We start from the raw sequence: 17,579 nt of genomic DNA on the forward strand, positions 1-17,579 counted from the left end.
TAGGATTAGTAGCATTGGAGGATGAGAGGATGCTCCGTTTCTGATGAGTTGACCCAATTTAAATTAAACAGTAAAGCCACCTTTTTGGGTGGCTTTGTTTGTTAAAATACTTTAGGTTTTGAACTATATATAGTTTAAAACCGGCGATCCTCGCTGTTGCAAAAGTGTTGCTATTCTGTTGCTAAAGTGTTGCAAAAAACCTCAAAAAGTCGCCGATGCAGACGTTTTTCAACACGCTTATTATAAGTACGTTACAACCTATTTATAGCTGATTTCCTAACGAATAAGTACTTGTATATAAAATTAGCAACTTATTAATAATCAGTTAATTACCTTTTTAGCAAATGGCGAGCATATATTTTTTGCAACACCCGCATAAAACCGCTCATTCACAAATGTTAGTCTACTTTCTTTCCCTTCATGGCATGGCTTATGGCGGTATCCATCAATCGCTCGGCAAAGGGGCGAGTATACTCGTTAAGTGCGTCAATAGCTTTGTGGATGCGGTCCTTGTCGCCGGCTGTTAGTTCTGTTCTCAAGGTATCAAGCAGTTTGTTGGTTTCTACAGCTTCTTCAATGGTAACGTGCTCGCCGTTCTTTTGTAAAAAGCGCTCAACAGTATAGATCATTTGCTCGCCTTCGGTACGGGCCTCAATAACCATGCGCTGCGCTACGTCGTCTTTTGCATGGGTAATGCTGTCCATCAGCATTTGTTCCACCTGGTCGTCTGTAATGCCGTAGGTCGGCTTAACTTCAACCTCCTGTTTAACACCTGAGCGTAACTCAATTGCCTGGATCTTTAAAATACCGTCAGCATTCAGCAAAAAGTTAATATCCACTTTAGGTAAACCAGCCGGCATAGGTGGGATGCCTTTCAATTCAAACTCGGCCAGTTTGCGGTTCTCGCTTATCAGGTCGCGTTCTCCCTGGTAAACAGCTATCTTCATGTTTACCTGGCCGTCTTTAGAGGTGGTATACTGCCTGCCGGCCTTAGTAGGTACCTTGCTGTTACGGGGGATGATGACATCCATCAACCCGCCCATGGTTTCAATACCTAATGAAAGGGGTGTAACGTCAAGCAATAAAATATCCCTGCGGTTACCCGCTAAAATATCCGCCTGAATGGCGGCACCCAGGGCAACCACCTCATCAGGGTTCACATCATCATGCACCGGGCGGCCAAAAAAGTTGGATACCATTTTCTTCACCAATGCGGTACGTGTTGAGCCGCCTACCATTACCACTTCATCAATCTGCTTCACGTTTAATTTGGCATCTCTCAGCGCGTTCTCGCAGGCTGTGATAGTTTGCTGCACTTTAGGCAGTATCAATTGCTCAAAAGTTACCTTATCCAACGTGCACCAAATATCACCAACCTTCTCGTTAAACAAACTTTGGTGGGAAAGGGCTTTCTTAGCTTCCTCCGCTTTTAAACGTAGTTGCTGCGCCAGTTCGCGGTTTTGGCTTACTTCGGTGGTGTTCAGTTGGTTTTGCTCAATCCAGTAGTCAACAATGGCGCGGTCAAAATCATCGCCACCTAAAAAGGTATCCCCATTGGTTGAAAGTACCTCAAAAATGCCGTTCTGGATCTGCATAATAGATACGTCAAACGTACCGCCGCCCAGGTCATAAACGGCTATGGTTTTAGTTTCATCAGGATTTAAGCCGATGCCGTAAGCTAAACTTGCAGCTGTTGGTTCGTTCACTATACGTAAAACGTCTAATCCGGCCAGTTTACCTGCATCGCGGGTAGCCTGCCGTTGCGAGTCATTAAAATAAGCCGGCACCGTAATTACAGCCCGGTTTACAGGCGTTTTAAGCGCGTGCTCAGCACGTGCTTTCAATTCTTTTAATATCAGTGATGATAGCTCTATAGGGGTGTAAAATTTATCGCCTACGTTTATTTTAACCAGGCTCTCGCTGTCATCGTCAATTACTTTGTAAGAGAAAAAGTCTTTGTAATTAGCCACGTCTTTGTAAGACCGACCTAACAATCTTTTAACCGAAAATATAGTGTTCTGCGGATCAGTTATCAGGTAATTCTTGGCTTCGTTACCTACCTTGATATCTCCGCTTGCGCCAAAATGCACAACTGACGGTACCAAAACACCCTTGCCTGTATCGTTTATCACCTGTGGGTTTTTGTCGGGATTGATAAAGGCCACCAACGAATTGGTTGTACCCAAATCAATACCTACAATAATTTCTTCTTTTTGTAGAGAGCCTGTTGCCAGGTTGATAGAAACTTTAGCCATGGTGTTACGTTAACAAGGGGCAAAGGTATATAGTTTTGCCCTATGCTGTGTCATGATATTGTGAATTGCATCAAAAGGCATAAATTGCGTAGCATAACAAACATGAACACCAAATCGCCTGCCGGGTATTTTCTAATTCTTTTGCTGTCAATTACAACTGGTACAAGGGTAGTTGCCCAGCAGTTCGGCGGCAACCCGCCGTCTGTTAAGTGGAAACAAATTAATACACCTGCTGTAAAGGTAATATTCTCTCAAGGTCTGGATTCAATGGCCTTTAACATTGCCGGAATTATTGATCGCATAAACCCATCTGTGCAGCCCACCATAGGCAGCAAACAAAAGAGAGTGAGCATACTTTTGCAGGATAAAACCACCATCCCAAACGCGTATGTTGGCCTGGCACCATTCAGGAGCGAATTCTATTTAACTCCAGATCAGAACAGCTTTGAACTGGGCAGCCTGCCATGGTCAGCTCAGCTGGCTATACATGAATACCGGCATGTGCAACAATACAATAATTTTAATGTAGGGTTATCAAAGGTAGCGTCAATCATTTTTGGTCAGGGCGGGCAGGCAGTGGCTAACAGCCTATCCATACCCGACTGGTTTTTTGAAGGCGATGCTGTTTATAATGAAACACTTGTTAGTAAGCAGGGCAGGGGCCGGCTGCCTTATTTTTATAACGGCTACCGCGCGCTGTGGGCAGCCGACAAAAATTATAGCTGGATGAAGCTGCGTAACGGCTCCTACAAAGACTTCATACCCGATTGGTACCCTATGGGCTATATGCTGGTGTCTTATGGAAGGGAGAAGTATGGTAATGATGTTTGGCGCAATGTTACTCACGATGCGGCATCTTTTAAGGGTTTATTTTACCCAATGCAAAGTGCTATCAAAAAATATACGAGGTCAAATTTTAAAAATTTCAGCACTGATGGCCTTAAATATTTTCAACAACAATATCAATATAAATTAGCAACTCAACCCTCCAATAATTCAGTAATTAGCCAGGAGTATCCTGCTTATGTCAACGATAGTACACTCATATACGTTAGATCTGCTTATAACAAGCTACCGCAGTTTACCATAAACCAAAATGGTGTTGAAACTAAGGTAAGTGTTCGCTCGCAATCGCTAGATAATTATTTTGATTACCGTAATGGCAAAGTTGTTTATGCGGCTTACCGCCCTGATCTCCGCTGGACCTATCGCGACTACAGCGAACTGCGCATTTTAGATCTCAACACACGTAAAGAACAGCAACTTACCCGGTCAACTAAATATTTCGCCCCGGCTTTTAATACCGATGGCACCCTGGTAGTTGCTGTGAAAACGGTTGCGGGCCAAAGTTGGCTGCATATTTTGGATGCGACATCTGGTAAAATTATTAGCCAAATACCCAATCCGGAAAAGTTACTCTATACTTACCCGAAGTTTTTTAACAACGAAACACTGGTAACGGCTGCTAGAACCCCAACAGGTGAGATGACGCTGGCATTTATTACCATAAAGACCGGCGCAGTTAAACACTTGCAGCCGTTTGGTTATAACCCAATTGGTTTTATTGCTGTTAAAGACAATCTCATCTATTTTTCTGCTACATCCGGTAAAAACGATAGGTTATTTTCTTTTGATCCGGCAACCGAAAAGCTGTTGGAATTTAATGCAGATGACTCAAGCCTTAACCAATATCAACCTGCTCTGTCAGCCGGTAAAATAGCGTGGGTTGAGTTTACGGCAAATGGCTACAAGGTAAGCCAGGTTAACAACAATACTGCAAAATGGGCAAAAGCACCATTCCCTGTTAGTCAACTGCTTTCCAACTTCAACATAAGCGTGCTCCAAAAAGACTCAGCAGCAAATTTATTAAGTGACGCATCGACACCGCAACTCACCGTTTCTAAATACAGCAAGGCGCATGGCTTATTTAACTTTCATAGTCTGATACCCGACTTTAGCGACCCTAACTACAGCCTTTCTTTAGTGGGACAGAATGTGCTGAACACGTTCCAGTCGCAGGTTTCATTTAACTACAACCGCGATGAAGGCTATAAGCAGTTTGGTTTTGACGCGGTGTATGGAGGGCTGTTCCCATTTATAAGAGGCGGCGTTAATTACACGGTTGACCGGCGCAGCCTGTTTAACGGCGAACGCATTTATTTTGATGAAAAGGATGTTTATGTTGGGCTGCGATTGCCCTTAAACTTCAGCAACGGCAGGCATATTACATCACTTTCTGTCGGTAGCGACGTGTATTATACCAGCAATACCATTCAGGACGCATTCCGCTCCCGTTTTCGAGATCGTGATTATACCTACCTTAATCATTCAATAACGTTTAGCAACCGCATACAACAGGCAAGGCAGCATATTTATCCACGTTTTGGTCAAAGCATCAGTTTAAGTTATCGGCATGCCATCACCAATTTAAACGCCACTCAGTTTCTGGCTAATGGAACGCTTTATTTGCCGGGTGTAATGCTTAATCATAACCTGGTAATTAACGTGGCCCATCAGGAAAAAGGGCAGACCAATGCGGTAGGTTTCTCTAACAATTTCCCATTCTCCAGAGGCTACACGGCAGAAAATCTTCGTCAGATGAACAGGATCGGCATAAACTATCACCTGCCATTATTTTACCCCGATGCCGGGCTTGCGCAAACGGTTTATTTTATGCGGATACGCGCCAATTTATTTTATGATTATACCCGTGCCAGCGATAAATTTAGTAATGGAACACCCTTCAGTGTTGATTTTCGCACAGCCGGCGCGGAGCTTTATTTTGATACCAAATGGTTTAACCAGCACCCGCTTACATTTGGTCTGCGTTACAGTTATTTAATGGATGATGATATTTTTGGAGGTTTAGGAAAAAACAGAATAGAGTTGATCTTGCCGGTAAGCTTTTTTTAATCCCGTATACATTTCTTAATTTGGCAGATAATGAACCGCATTGACCGTATAGCCGCTATTTTGATACAACTGCAGTCGCGCAGGGTAGTAAAAGCGGCAGATATAGCCGAGCGTTTCAACATTAGCTTGCGCACCGTTTACCGCGATGTAAAAACTCTTGAAGAAGCAGGCATACCCTTAATTGGCGAGGCCGGTGTTGGGTACTCCATAATGGACGGCTACCGCTTGCCGCCGGTAATGTTTACCCGCGAAGAAGCTACCGCGTTTTTAACTGCCGAAAAATTTATAGAAACACTTACAGACACATCTACCAGCGCAAACTACCGCTCTGCTATGTACAAGGTAAGGGCTGTGTTGAAAAATACCGAAAAGGAACTGCTGGAAGGGATGGATGATAGGATAGAAGTGCTGAAAAGCATGGCGCGTGCAAACGTAGCGCCTACAGATCATATACAAACCATCCTTTACAGTATATCCCAAAAAAAGCTGCTTACACTTAACTATTTTGCCCAACATAGCCAGGAGCTAACCAAACGTTATGTGGAACCTGTTGGAATATTTTTCTTATCGGGTTATTGGCATTTAATAGGTTGGTGCAGGTTGCGCAATGCTTACCGCGATTTTAGAATAGACAGAATAAAAAATCTGGCGATTACCGAAGAGCATTTCACCAGCGAACACCCTACCTTAAAAGATTATATAGCGCAAACCGCGTGCGAAAGACAGATGGAACGTGTGGTGATCAATATAAACAAAGCTATTCATTCGCATCTGGAGCATCAAAAATACTACAGCGGTTTTGTATCTGAAAAGGCGATGGGAGATATTATTGAAATGACTTTCTTGACGACCTCGTTAGAAGGTTTTGCCCGATGGCTAATGATGTTTGGCGATGAAGCTGAGATCATGGAGCCTGAGAGTTTAAAAGATCGGATCAAAAATATAGCCGAAGATATTTTAAGAAAAATAGAAAGCCCGGTTACTCTACTGACATAGGGTTGTCAAATCATAACGTTTTTTTGCAAACAGACTGGCATAAAGCCCGTTAAATATAAAAGCAAAAAAGTCATGGAAAATGTAAGCTTAAAAACAAAGATTGACATAAACGCTCCCGCTGCGGAGGTTTGGGATGCGCTGACAAACCCGGCAATTATTAAACAATATTTTTTTGGAACCGACCTTAAAACCGACTGGAAAAAGGGAAGCCCTGTTATATGGAGCGGCGAGTGGGAGGGTAAGACTTATGAGGATAAGGGCGAGGTGCTGGAGATTGATGCCGGTAAGTATGTTAAATATAGCTACTGGAGCAGCATGAGCGGCACGGAGGATAAACCGGAAAACTATCAAAACGTTAGCTATACCTTAACCGAAAGTAACGGCATTACCACGCTGGAAGTGGGGCAGGATAATATAAAAGATGAAGCCGCTAAGCAACATTCAGAGCAAAACTGGCAGGCTATTTTTGGTAAAATGAAAGAGCTGGTTGAAGGGCAAACAGTAAAGTGACGAACCTGGGTGTCACGCTGAGCCTGTCGAAGAGCGGCGCGTAAAGGCCTCTCCGCGCTACGGTTCGACAGGCTCACCATGACACCCCGTTAATATTCTATCTATCAAAAGTCATCCGTTGCCCAGATTCATCAGTAACAAAAGCGCCCTTGCTCCAGGTCAATTTACCAGATACAATAGTGTGTTCTACGTTTGACCGGAATGTTGAGCCCTCAAACGGGCTCCATCCGCATTTATATAAAATATTGTTCTTATTTACCTGCCAGGGTTTGTTTATGTTAACAAGTGTTAAATCGGCATAATACCCCTCCCTGATAAAACCACGCTTAGCTATTTGAAAGCAGATAGCCACATTATGTGCTGTTTTTTCAGCAATTTGTTCAAGCGTTATTTTACCGTGATGATAAAGTTCAAGCAGGGCGGGCAAAGCATGTTGCACCAACGGGCCGCCGGATGGTGCCTGTAAATAAGATTGCGCTTTTTCTTCAATAGTATGGGGTGCATGGTCGGTAGCAATAACATCTATCCGTCCATCAAGTACAGCTTTTAAAATGCCGTCGCGGTCCTTGGCCGTTTTAACCGCAGGGTTCCATTTAATCAGGTTGCCCTTTGTTTCATAATCTTCACTACTGAACCATAAGTGGTGCACGCAGGCTTCGGCAGTAATGCGTTTATCTTTCAGTTGCGTAGTATTATCAAACAGGTGTGTTTCCTTTTCTGTCGAGATATGGAGTATATGCAGCCGTGCGTTATGCTTCTTTGCCAATGCAACCGCCATTGATGATGACAGGTAACAAGCTTCCTCGCTTCTGATTTTTGGATGCAATCTAACCGGTACGTTTTCGCCAAATACTTGTTTGTAGTGTGCCAGATTGCTTTTTATGGTGGCCTCGTCTTCACAGTGGGTCGCTATCAACATGGGCGATTGCGAGAATAAATTCTCTAATGTTGTTGGGTTGTCTACCAGCATATTGCCGGTTGAAGAACCCATAAACACTTTTATGCCGCACACATTTTGGGCATCTGTACGCAAAACCTCATCCAGGTTATCGTTAGATGCACCCATGAAAAATGAGTAGTTGGCCAATGATTGTTGTGCGGCAATATCATATTTATCCTGTAACAGTTGCTGCGTAAGGGTATTGGGCACGGTGTTAGGCATCTCCATAAAAGATGTTATTCCACCTGCAACTGCCGCCCTCGATTCTGAATGTATATCAGCTTTGTACGTAAGTCCCGGCTCGCGGAAATGCACCTGGTCATCGATAGCCCCTGGAAGAAGATATAATCCTTCTGCGTTAATGGTCTCATCGGCAAGTACATCAATTTGCCTGTCAATCCGTTCAATAAGCCCGTCTTTAACAAAAATATCGGCGCTAAACTGTTTGCCTTCGTTAACTATAATAGCTGATTTGATGAGGATGGTAGACATATAGCAAATATAGTTTATGAAGCCGAAAGCTGAAGGGTTGGTAATATTATTTTGCAGGGGGCTCACAAATACTCACACGGCTCAGCCGGCTCACAGCCACCCCTATAGACCCCAACAAGCCTTTTGCCTTTCAGCTTTTACCTTTCTGCTTTCAGCCTCAACAAAAAACCTATCTTTGCCAAATGGCAGCTACTTTTGAGGATTTTGATTTTAACAGGCAAACGTTAAATGCCATTGCCGATGCAGGCTATACCGAACCTACGCCCATACAACTAAAGGCAATGCCGCCTATTTTAAATGGGCAGGACGTTATGGGCATAGCGCAAACAGGTACCGGTAAAACGGCTGCTTACGTGTTGCCTATAATTATGCGCCTTAAATATGCCCAGGGCGATCACGCCCGCGCACTCATCCTGTCGCCAACACGCGAGCTGGCCATGCAGATTGAAGAGAATGTAAAAACCTATGCGAAATATACAGATCTGCGTGTGGTGACCGTATACGGCGGGCTTGGCCCCAAAACGCAGATCGAAAATATTAATAAAGGGGTTGATGTTATTGTAGCTACTCCTGGCCGTTACCTGGATATTTACCTTGCCGGGCATATTGTTACCAAAACACTGCAGGTGCTTGTATTAGATGAGGCAGATAAAATGATGGATATGGGCTTTATGCCCCAGATAAACAGGATATTGGAGATTGTGCCGCGTAAACGGCAAAATTTGTTGTTCTCTGCTACCATGTCTGACAAAATACACCAGCTATCGGCTAATTTCTTGGAATTTCCTACAGTAATTGAGGTTACGCCCCAGGCTACACCGGCGCAGACTGTAGAGCAGAAGCTTTATTATGTGCCAAACGTGCGCACAAAAATAAACATGCTTAAAAAGCTGCTGGACGAAGAAGGGGACATAACCAAACTCATGATTTTTTGCAAAACCAGGACCGCCGCAGAAGATGTTTATAAATTTTTATCGCGCAAATTTGGGGAGGATAAGGTAAAGGTGCTGCATGCCAACAAAGGGCAAAACACACGCATCAACGCTATGAATGCCTTTAAAAATGATGAGGTTAAGATATTGGTGGCTACCGATGTGGCGTCGCGCGGTATTGATGTAAGTGATGTAAGCCATGTTATTAACTTTGATGTGCCAGTTGTTATTGAGGATTACGTGCACCGCATAGGCCGTACAGGCAGGGCACTGCAAAGTGGCGTAGCCATTACTTTTTGTAACCCGGCAGAAGAGTATTATTTAGGAAAGATACAGAAGCTGATCCGTCAAACTATACCCGAGCATAAAATCCCTGCTGATGTTTTTATAGAAGAAACGCCTTATGAGGAAAGACAGGATCAGGCTAAAGAAATAGACTTGCAAAAGCGTAAAGAAGATCCTGACTTTAAGGGCGCTTTCCACGAGAAAAAAACACTTAATCAGCGTAAAAAGTTCGATGCTGCAAAAGCAAAAAGGGTAGGGCATGTTGGGCAGCCAAAAAGATCAAAACCCAGGAAAAAATATTAATGAAGATAAAAATTACCCCCTTAAACTTTGCCGCAGCCTTTTTTATCATACTGGCGGTGCTTGTTTTTACAAAGGCAGTTAAGATTGCTGGAGTAGCATTCGCTAACATGTCGATCGCTATTAGTTTGATATTTTTGCTGTTTGCTTTTGTAGTGTCATTTCTGGATATAATCTTCCGTAATTTCTTCAGTGATACCAAAAAATTGTGGCTAATAGAGTTAAGCTTTATAACTTTGGCTCTTGTTATTTTTTTACTTGTTAAATAGAACTTCTTAATGAAAACTGCCGAAATAAAGCTTATTGTGGAATTGGATGATAATAACGTTCCGGAACGTATAATGTGGGAATCAACAGATTCTGCAAATAAGGAGGCCCTTCCTGTAAATTCGTTTATGCTTTCTCTGTGGGATCACCACTATAAAAATACTTTACGTATTGACTTATGGACGAAAGATATGCCTGTTGATGAAATGAAGCGTTTTTTCTACGAAACACTTCAAACCATGGGCGATACCTTTTTGCGTGCGACCGGCGAAAAAAACATAGTAGAAGACCTGCGCGACTATTGTGCCCACTTTGCTGATAAAATGGAGATCACCAGATAATCAAATTCAAATGCGGATAAGTTCGTTTGTATCATTTTTTGGCTTTGTACTATTAATAGCAGGCGCCTATTGCCCTTTGTTGCGCCCGTTCGGCTTGTTTAACATGAATCTGTTTAAACTAAGCCAGCCTTACGGTATGGTAATATTGTTGGTTGCAGTAATGGGTATAATAGGTACGGTATTAAACCGCCTTCAATTGGTTAAATTAACGGCCTGGTTATCTTTGGGGCTTGTTGTATTGTTGCTTTTAGCGGCGGTTTTAAAGGTAAATACCAGTTTTAGCTTTATCCCATTTAAATCTCTTGCAGGCTTTTTATCCAGGCAAATAAAATTTAAATGGGGTTGGTATTTGCTGTTTGCGGGACCTGTTATGGCTTTAATAGGCGCTTTTTCAACCAGGCAATTATCAAAAGGGAATAATTCTGTTTTATAAAACTTATATCTTTATAAATCGTCTAATAAACATCCTGCGTATATATGCGGGGCAACTATATATTTAAATCATAAACACGTCCGCGAATGTTTAAATTATCCTTTCGTAGCCAGGTACTTATTGGGTTTGGGTTTTCTATCCTGCTTGTTTTTATTGTAGGTATACTTTCTTACAGTAGTATAAACCAGTTGGAGAGTGACACCGAGATGGTTGAGCACACCCAACAGGTTATTAAACGTTCAAACAACCTGTTGCAAGGATTAATTGATGCGGAAACCGGTATGCGTGGTTATGGCGCAACCGCAAAGAAGGTGTTTCTACAGCCTTATAGAAAAGCTATCCCTTTAATTAATAATGACCTAAGAGAGTTACGGGACTTGGTTATTGATAACCCACAGCAACTGGCAAGAATAGACTCTTTACAAGAAAATGTCGCCGATCAGCTTGATATCTTAAAAACCAATATTGAAACCCGCGAAAGCAAAGGGTTAGAGTTTATGGTGCAAAACAACATGTTTGTTAACGGCAAGCAAAATATGGATAATATCCGCAAGATTATTACGGCCATAATTGATACCGAAAACAATCTGCTTGCTATACGTAAGGATAACTCAAAACAAGCATCAAGTAACGCCATAATATTCATTGTCGCGGGGTCATCCGTTTTTCTTATTATTATCATTCTACTTTTCTATTACATACAAGGACAATTTGAGAGGCAGAAAAAGGTTGAGCAGGAAATTCTGGTGACCAACGAAGAACTGGGAAAAGTTCTGGCGGAAAACGAAACAAAAAACTGGCTGCTTACAGGTACCGGGCAGCTTAATGAAAAAATGCAGGGCCAGCAAAATGAGAAGGAACTGGCAGCCAATATATTGGCCGAAATCGGTAAATATACCAGTGCCTTAGCCGGTTCTTTTTATTTATATAATGAAGCTGAAAGCCGGCTTGACCTTTATGCCACTTATGCGTTTTCAAATTTAAGCGCGGTTAAAAGGACAATATCAGCCGGTGAAGGTTGGTTGGGGCAGGTTTTACTAACCAAGCAAGCCACTTTAATAAAAGGTAAAATAAACGACAGACTCAGTCTGGAGTCGTCATTAGCAAATGAAGAACTTGCTGAAATTTACCTGGTTCCCTTCTTTTTTGATAAAAAGCTTAAAGGGGTGGTTGAACTTGCCTTCCGTAACGAAATTGTAGGTAATGTAAAAGACTTTATATCCTTAATATCCAATGATATTGGTGTGGCGGTTAATACTTCGCAGGCGCGAACCATAATGCATGATCTGTATGAAGAGACGCAACAGCAAGCAGAAGAATTATCTGCCCAGCAAGAAGAGATGCGTGTTACCAACGAAGAACTGGTAAAGAAGACAGAGATGCTGGAAGCATCAGAAGAGGAACTTCGCGTGCAACAGGAAGAACTGCGCACTACAAATGCCGAACTGGAGGAAAAAGCAAGTCTGCTGGAAGAAAAGAACCAGGCTATTGAGGAAGCAAGGCAAGCTATCAATACGAAAGTGCAGGAGCTGGAAACTACCGGTAAATACAAATCGGAGTTTTTAGCAAACATGAGCCATGAACTCCGTACACCACTTAACAGCATACTGGTATTGGCACGCATATTAAAAGATAACAAACCCAATAATCTTTCAGAGGATCAGATAAAATATGCAAGCGTAATCTTCAACGCCGGTAATGATCTGCTCACGCTTATTAATGATATTCTTGATCTCTCCAAGATAGAATCCGGGAAGCTGGATATGCAGAATGAGGACATCAAAGTAGCTGACATCCTTTATGATATGGAGATGCTGTTTGCTGAGGTTGCAAGTAACAAAAAAATAAGTTTTACAACATTAACAGAAAATACGCCAGCAACTATATTTACAGACAAAGTTAGAGTTGAGCAAGTAATTAAAAACCTGCTTTCAAACGCTTTTAAGTTTACACCCGAAAATGGTGTTATTAGTATCAGCGCACTGCCGGGCAAGGCACCGCAAACCATCAGCTTCCGGATACAAGACTCTGGCATTGGCATACCTGAAGATAAGCAGAAAATAATTTTCGAAGCCTTCCAGCAGGCTGATGGGTCTACCAGCCGCAGATATGGGGGTACGGGCCTGGGCCTTTCTATCAGCCGCGAATTGGCAGCGCTGTTGGGTGGTTCAATTTCGTTAACCAGTAAGCAAGGCGAAGGTAGTGTGTTTACACTAACCATTCCGTTTGCGGCAAAGGCAACAGTTAAGAGTGAACAGGAAGAACTATTGCCAACAGCTCAAACATTTATACCGCAAATACCTTTACAACAGGCTGTCCAACGTACCGCTGGCCAGGAAGGCAGGGAACCTTTAGTAGTTATTGTTGAAGACGACAAAAATTTTGCGGGCATTTTGCATGATTACGCTACCGATCATGGTTATAAATCGGTTATTGTAAACGAAGGTACCAACGCGGTTGAAGTTGTAAAAGAACATTTACCCGATGCGGTAATATTGGATATAATGCTGCCCGGAAAAGATGGTTGGCAAATATTAAAGGAACTGAAGGCTGACGAGAAAACTGCGCATATTCCGGTACATTTAATGTCCGCAGGTGATGCTGCCGCTAATCGTGTAAGCCGCGAAGGCGCTATAAGTTTCCTGAAAAAACCTATCGATACCAATACACTCGACAAGCTGTTTGGCGATATAATGGTAAGTACCGGTACCAAGTTTAAGCAGATATTGCTGGTTGAAGACCATAAGGCGCAAAGCCAGGCGCTTAAAGAGATGATGCAAAACAACGGCATATCTGTTGATCAGGCCTTTGACGGTGAGTCGGCATTCCGCATGCTCAACCTGAACGACTATCAATGCGTTATCCTTGACTTAAATCTTCCTGATATTTCGGGCCTTGACCTGCTAGACAAAATAAAGGAAGTTGAAAAGTTTGCTTCTCTACCTGTGATCATTAACACCGCTATGGAGCTGGATAAAACATCAGTAACACGGCTAATGAAATATGCCAACGCGATGGTGGTAAAAACCAATAAATCGTCTGACAGGCTGATAGACGAAGTGAATCTGTTCTTGAATAAAATAAGCAGTACGCTTCCACCGCCCCCAAAGGCTAAATCTTCGGTTTCAACTATCGGCAAAACTGGTATAAAAGGCAAAAAAGTGCTGATTGTTGACGATGACATGCGCAATATATTCGCATTAAGCAGCGCCATGCAGAGTTACGAAATGGAGGTTGAAATTGCCGGGGACGGCGAAGAGGCTATTGCAAAGCTGGAAGATATAGCGGATATCGATATAGTGCTGATGGATATAATGATGCCTAAAATGGATGGCTATGAAGCCATGCGCCACATACGTAAACAAAACAAGTGGGCAAGGTTACCGGTTATAGCACTGACAGCAAAGGCAATGAAAGACGACAGAGAAAAATGTATTGAAGCGGGCGCCAACGACTATATTACAAAGCCGGTTGATATTGACAGGCTTATATCATTAATGCAGTTATGGTTGGAAAAATAATATGCAAACGCAAATCGATATAACCATTCAGCAAATTACTGAACTGATTGCTCTGATTGAAAAGTTATATGGGTTTGATTTTGGCAACTACTCAAAGGCATCACTACGCAGACGCATTATCAGGATAATGCAGCTTCAGAAACTGCCTTTTTATGATTTAAAACACCAACTGGTTAATAAACCCGATTTTTTTCAGCACTTTTTAGAAGAGGTGACGGTTAATGTAACCGAGATGTTTCGCGACCCGAGCTTTTATCAGGCGCTTAATAAACAAATAATACCTTACCTGTCATCCTACCAGCACTCTAAAATATGGTGCGCCGGCTGCTCATCAGGCGAGGAAGCGTACTCGCTTGCTATATTACTTAATGAAGCCGGATTACGGAAAAAGGCTTTTATTTATGGTACGGATATTAACACTGAGATGCTTAGCGAAGCCCGCAAAGGCATTTATAGCCTGCGGAAAATAAAGAGCTATGCTGAGAATTACCAAATGGCAGGCTTAAGCGGATCTATAATAGACCATTTTACCGTTTTGTATGATGCAGCCACAATTCATAATGAATTGAAGCAAAACACCTTGTTTTCTGTGCATAACCTGGTGTCAGACAGTGCGTTTAACGAATTCCAGTTAATAAGTTGCCGCAATGTTTTTATATACTTTGAAAACGCACTGCAAGAACATGTTCTTGAGCTTTTTTACAATAGCCTGGCGCCGTTAGGCTTTTTGTGCCTCGGCACAAAAGAGACTATAAGATCTGAGGCGTTTAGAAAAAGGTTTAAGGTTATCAATCAAAAAGAAAATATTTACCAAAAAATTGGCTCTTGACGAAAATATAATAGCAAAATGGCGCAAGTCTGAGTTCCTGGTACTTGGGGGATCAGCCGGTTCCTTCAAACATATCTACAACGCCGTACGCGTATTTCCGGCTGATCTTAACAAAACTGTTTTAATTATTATTCACAGAAAAAAGAACTTTTTTAGCGAAATAGAAAATCTGTTTGCAGAAAATAGTCGTATGTCTTTACGTGAAGTTAGTGATAAGGACGTTATATATAAAAATACAGTATACATAGCGCCGACAAATTATCACACACTAATAGAAAGCAAGAGTAGTTTCGGTCTTGATGTATCAGAGGCAGTATGGTATTCAAAACCATCTATTGACGTGAGTTTTGAATGCGCAGCCGAAGTATTTAAAGATAAGTGTACTGCTGTACTTTTTTCGGGGGCTAACCAGGACGGTGCCAGAGGCTTGCTTTCATTGCGGAATAACGGAGCACTGACGATAGCGCAGGACCCGGACGAAGCTGAAATGCCCGAAATGCCAAGGGCGGCAATTAAGTTAAACGCCGCTGAATATGTATTAAAAACAGACGACATACTTGACCTATTTAAAACATAATTTTAATTCCCCTCACAATTTTTCATGCCGACCCCTGTAAATATCCTGATTGTTGATGACCGCGAAGAGAATATAGTGGCTCTTGAAGCGCTACTTGCCCGAGACGACATCAAAATTTTTTCAACCACCTCGCCTAACGAAGGGCTTAAAATAGCCTGGGAAAATCAGATCGCTATTGGATTAATAGACGTACAGATGCCTGAAATGGACGGTTTTGAGTTTGTTGAAATGCTTAAATCAAACCCACGCACCAAAGACATACTGATACTTTTTGTAACTGCCATATCCAAAGATACTAAGTACGCGGTTAAAGGGCTCGGTGTTGGGGCTGTTGATTATCTCTATAAACCACTTGATCCATATATAACTTCAGCCAAAGTTGATTCCTTTATTCAACTGGCCAGGTATCAGGCAGATATTATCCAAAAAAATGAAGAGTTGCAGGATTTTTCATTGATAGTTAAAAATTCTGCAGATATTATTTGTGTGGTTAACGCTGAAAATTTTGGCGTTATTTCAATTAATCCGGCGGTTGAAAGAATATTAGGCTTTAAGCCTGCCAGCCTGGTAGGAACAAGTGTGATTGATCGTGCTGCCGATTCGGATAAAAATGCATTCAGGGCGGCCTTAGGCACCTTGATAAAAGACAATATCGCATCATCTGTTTTTGAGTTCCAATTTGTTACATTTTCCAAGTCGGTTATTTGGGTTGAATGCCGGATAGCCTACCGTAACCGCACTTTGTTTTTAAACATAAGTGATATATCTGCCCAAAAAAGCTATCAGGAACAGCTTATCAAGTCGAAACAATTAGCAGAGTATGGTAAAAAGGCTAAGGAAACATTTTTAGCGAACATGAGCCATGAATTGCGTACGCCGGTTAACGGAATTATTGGTTTGAGTAACCTGTTACGTAAAACCGAACTAACCGATCAGCAAAGCAGTATGATAGAACTGCTTGAAGTATCTTCGCAGTCATTACTTGGTGTAATTAATGACGTTTTAGATATTTCAAAGATAGATGCAGGAAAGTTCAGTATCGTACGCTCGCCCCACAATCTCTATGATGTACTACGCTCTGTTTATCGGTTGCTGAAGTTTAAGGCAGATGAAGAATTTATTGAATTCTTTTTAGAAATTGATCCTGACGTTCCAGAATTTATAGTATTTGACTCATTACGATTGAACCAAATATTAATGAATTTATTGAGCAATGCTTTAAAATTTACCAAACGCGGGCATGTAAGACTTAAAGTAACAGTTGTAGACACACAAAAGAATAAAGCGCAAATTAAGTTTACGGTTGAAGATAGCGGAATTGGTATTCCGGCACATCGCTTAAATGCCATATTCGACTCTTTTGAGCAAGCAGAAGATGATACCGCCACCAAATTTGGCGGTACAGGTTTAGGGCTGGCTATTGTTAAAAAATTAGCCGAGTTAAAAGGCGGGCAGTTAACGGTTGAAAGCCAAATAAATAAGGGAAGCGTGTTTACTTTTACAAATTGGTACAATCTGGCTGTTAAGCCTAAGGAAGAAATTGTAGCTGGCAGTAATCTTCATGAATTTGACAACTTAAGTATTCTGGTTGCCGAAGATAATCTAATCAACCAGTTTATGTTATCTAAAATATTGAAAGATTGGAATGTGAATGTTGATATTGTTAGTAACGGCGTAAAGGTGCTTGATAAACTTACCGAAAATAACTACGATATTATTCTGATGGATACACACATGCCCGAGATGAATGGGTATCAAACCGCCCGAAAAATCAGGCTTGACTTCGCCGAGCCTAAGCGCAGTATTCCTATTATCTCGTTATCCGCAGCCTCTTTTGACCATGAGCAGCAGGAAGCAATTGCCGCCGGGATGAATGATGTGCTTTCTAAGCCGTTCCAACCAGAGCATCTGCACCAAAAAATTCAACACCTTGTTTTTGAAAAAGGCGAAAAAAATTAATTGCATAGCTATGTGCCTTTGCTTTAAAA

The 17,579-nt window shown here is 42.0% G+C and carries 13 protein-coding genes; 11 read left to right on the plus strand and 2 right to left on the minus strand.

Going from position 1 to position 17,579, the window contains the following annotated elements:
- Nucleotides 1-398 precede the first annotated feature (398 nt).
- Nucleotides 399-2,255, minus strand: a complete 1,857-nt coding sequence (gene hscA / locus ACVW2L_RS03640; RefSeq protein WP_457126596.1) for a Fe-S protein assembly chaperone HscA — start codon at nucleotides 2,253-2,255, stop codon at nucleotides 399-401.
- 102 nt (nucleotides 2,256-2,357) lie between these two features.
- Between hscA and ACVW2L_RS03645 the strand changes: the two genes are divergently transcribed.
- The 3 genes from ACVW2L_RS03645 (at nucleotide 2,358) to ACVW2L_RS03655 (ending at nucleotide 6,674) form a co-directional block, all read left to right on the plus strand.
- Nucleotides 2,358-5,168 carry a hypothetical protein gene (locus ACVW2L_RS03645; RefSeq protein WP_457126597.1) on the plus strand — a complete coding sequence of 937 codons (2,811 nt, stop codon included), beginning with the start codon at nucleotides 2,358-2,360 and terminating at the stop codon, nucleotides 5,166-5,168.
- Nucleotides 5,169-5,198: 30 nt separating this feature from the next.
- Nucleotides 5,199-6,164: a helix-turn-helix transcriptional regulator gene (locus ACVW2L_RS03650; protein ID WP_457126598.1), complete on the plus strand. Its 966-nt coding sequence runs from the start codon at nucleotides 5,199-5,201 to the stop codon at nucleotides 6,162-6,164.
- Between the two features lie 72 nt (nucleotides 6,165-6,236).
- The gene (locus ACVW2L_RS03655; RefSeq protein ID WP_457126599.1) at nucleotides 6,237-6,674 is read left to right on the plus strand and encodes an SRPBCC family protein; all 438 of its coding nucleotides are present in this window, start codon (nucleotides 6,237-6,239) and stop codon (nucleotides 6,672-6,674) included.
- Between the two features lie 97 nt (nucleotides 6,675-6,771).
- Here the strand turns inward: ACVW2L_RS03655 and ACVW2L_RS03660 are convergent, their stop codons facing one another.
- Nucleotides 6,772-8,106 carry a dihydroorotase gene (locus ACVW2L_RS03660; protein WP_457126600.1) on the minus strand — a complete coding sequence of 445 codons (1,335 nt, stop codon included), beginning with the start codon at nucleotides 8,104-8,106 and terminating at the stop codon, nucleotides 6,772-6,774.
- 182 nt (nucleotides 8,107-8,288) lie between these two features.
- Here ACVW2L_RS03660 and ACVW2L_RS03665 point away from each other — a divergent pair, with 182 nt between their 5' ends.
- From ACVW2L_RS03665 to ACVW2L_RS03700, 8 genes are all read left to right on the plus strand, one after another.
- Nucleotides 8,289-9,626 carry a DEAD/DEAH box helicase gene (locus tag ACVW2L_RS03665; protein ID WP_457126601.1) on the plus strand — a complete coding sequence of 446 codons (1,338 nt, stop codon included), beginning with the start codon at nucleotides 8,289-8,291 and terminating at the stop codon, nucleotides 9,624-9,626.
- Entirely contained in the window at nucleotides 9,626-9,892 is a 267-nt protein-coding gene (locus ACVW2L_RS03670; protein ID WP_457126602.1) for a hypothetical protein, read from the plus strand. The genes ACVW2L_RS03665 and ACVW2L_RS03670 overlap by 1 nt, the downstream gene beginning before the upstream one ends.
- A 9-nt stretch (nucleotides 9,893-9,901) precedes the next feature.
- On the plus strand, nucleotides 9,902-10,231 hold the full coding sequence (gene gldC, locus ACVW2L_RS03675) for a gliding motility protein GldC (RefSeq protein WP_294795052.1): 330 nt from the start codon (nucleotides 9,902-9,904) through the stop codon (nucleotides 10,229-10,231).
- Nucleotides 10,232-10,241: 10 nt separating this feature from the next.
- Nucleotides 10,242-10,664, plus strand: a complete 423-nt coding sequence (locus ACVW2L_RS03680) for a hypothetical protein (protein ID WP_457126603.1) — start codon at nucleotides 10,242-10,244, stop codon at nucleotides 10,662-10,664.
- Nucleotides 10,665-10,750: 86 nt separating this feature from the next.
- On the plus strand, nucleotides 10,751-14,185 hold the full coding sequence (locus ACVW2L_RS03685) for a response regulator (RefSeq protein WP_457126604.1): 3,435 nt from the start codon (nucleotides 10,751-10,753) through the stop codon (nucleotides 14,183-14,185).
- Between the two features lies 1 nt (nucleotide 14,186).
- Nucleotides 14,187-15,014, plus strand: a complete 828-nt coding sequence (locus tag ACVW2L_RS03690; RefSeq protein WP_457126605.1) for a CheR family methyltransferase — start codon at nucleotides 14,187-14,189, stop codon at nucleotides 15,012-15,014.
- Nucleotides 15,004-15,591 (plus strand): chemotaxis protein CheB, encoded by a 588-nt coding sequence (locus ACVW2L_RS03695; RefSeq protein ID WP_457126606.1) that lies wholly within the window; start codon nucleotides 15,004-15,006, stop codon nucleotides 15,589-15,591. The genes ACVW2L_RS03690 and ACVW2L_RS03695 overlap by 11 nt, the downstream gene beginning before the upstream one ends.
- A 24-nt stretch (nucleotides 15,592-15,615) precedes the next feature.
- The gene (locus ACVW2L_RS03700; RefSeq protein WP_457126607.1) at nucleotides 15,616-17,550 is read left to right on the plus strand and encodes a response regulator; all 1,935 of its coding nucleotides are present in this window, start codon (nucleotides 15,616-15,618) and stop codon (nucleotides 17,548-17,550) included.
- Nucleotides 17,551-17,579: the final 29 nt, after the last annotated feature.

The sequence above is a fragment of the Mucilaginibacter sp. HD30 genome, from assembly GCF_054061755.1.

What these genes read in the sequence shown, in the direction of transcription:
- ACVW2L_RS03650 (WP_457126598.1), top strand. Translation starts at nt 5,199, where the DNA reads ATGAACCGCATTGACCGTATAGCCGCTATTTTGATACAACTGCAGTCG.
- ACVW2L_RS03690 (WP_457126605.1), top strand. Translation starts at nt 14,187, where the DNA reads ATGCAAACGCAAATCGATATAACCATTCAGCAAATTACTGAACTGATT.
- ACVW2L_RS03685 (WP_457126604.1), top strand. Translation starts at nt 10,751, where the DNA reads ATGTTTAAATTATCCTTTCGTAGCCAGGTACTTATTGGGTTTGGGTTT.
- ACVW2L_RS03680 (WP_457126603.1), top strand. Translation starts at nt 10,242, where the DNA reads ATGCGGATAAGTTCGTTTGTATCATTTTTTGGCTTTGTACTATTAATA.
- ACVW2L_RS03645 (WP_457126597.1), top strand. Translation starts at nt 2,358, where the DNA reads ATGAACACCAAATCGCCTGCCGGGTATTTTCTAATTCTTTTGCTGTCA.
- ACVW2L_RS03670 (WP_457126602.1), top strand. Translation starts at nt 9,626, where the DNA reads ATGAAGATAAAAATTACCCCCTTAAACTTTGCCGCAGCCTTTTTTATC.
- gldC (WP_294795052.1), top strand. Translation starts at nt 9,902, where the DNA reads ATGAAAACTGCCGAAATAAAGCTTATTGTGGAATTGGATGATAATAAC.
- hscA (WP_457126596.1), bottom strand. Translation starts at nt 2,255, where the DNA reads ATGGCTAAAGTTTCTATCAACCTGGCAACAGGCTCTCTACAAAAAGAA.
- ACVW2L_RS03700 (WP_457126607.1), top strand. Translation starts at nt 15,616, where the DNA reads ATGCCGACCCCTGTAAATATCCTGATTGTTGATGACCGCGAAGAGAAT.
- ACVW2L_RS03665 (WP_457126601.1), top strand. Translation starts at nt 8,289, where the DNA reads ATGGCAGCTACTTTTGAGGATTTTGATTTTAACAGGCAAACGTTAAAT.
- ACVW2L_RS03660 (WP_457126600.1), bottom strand. Translation starts at nt 8,106, where the DNA reads ATGTCTACCATCCTCATCAAATCAGCTATTATAGTTAACGAAGGCAAA.
- ACVW2L_RS03655 (WP_457126599.1), top strand. Translation starts at nt 6,237, where the DNA reads ATGGAAAATGTAAGCTTAAAAACAAAGATTGACATAAACGCTCCCGCT.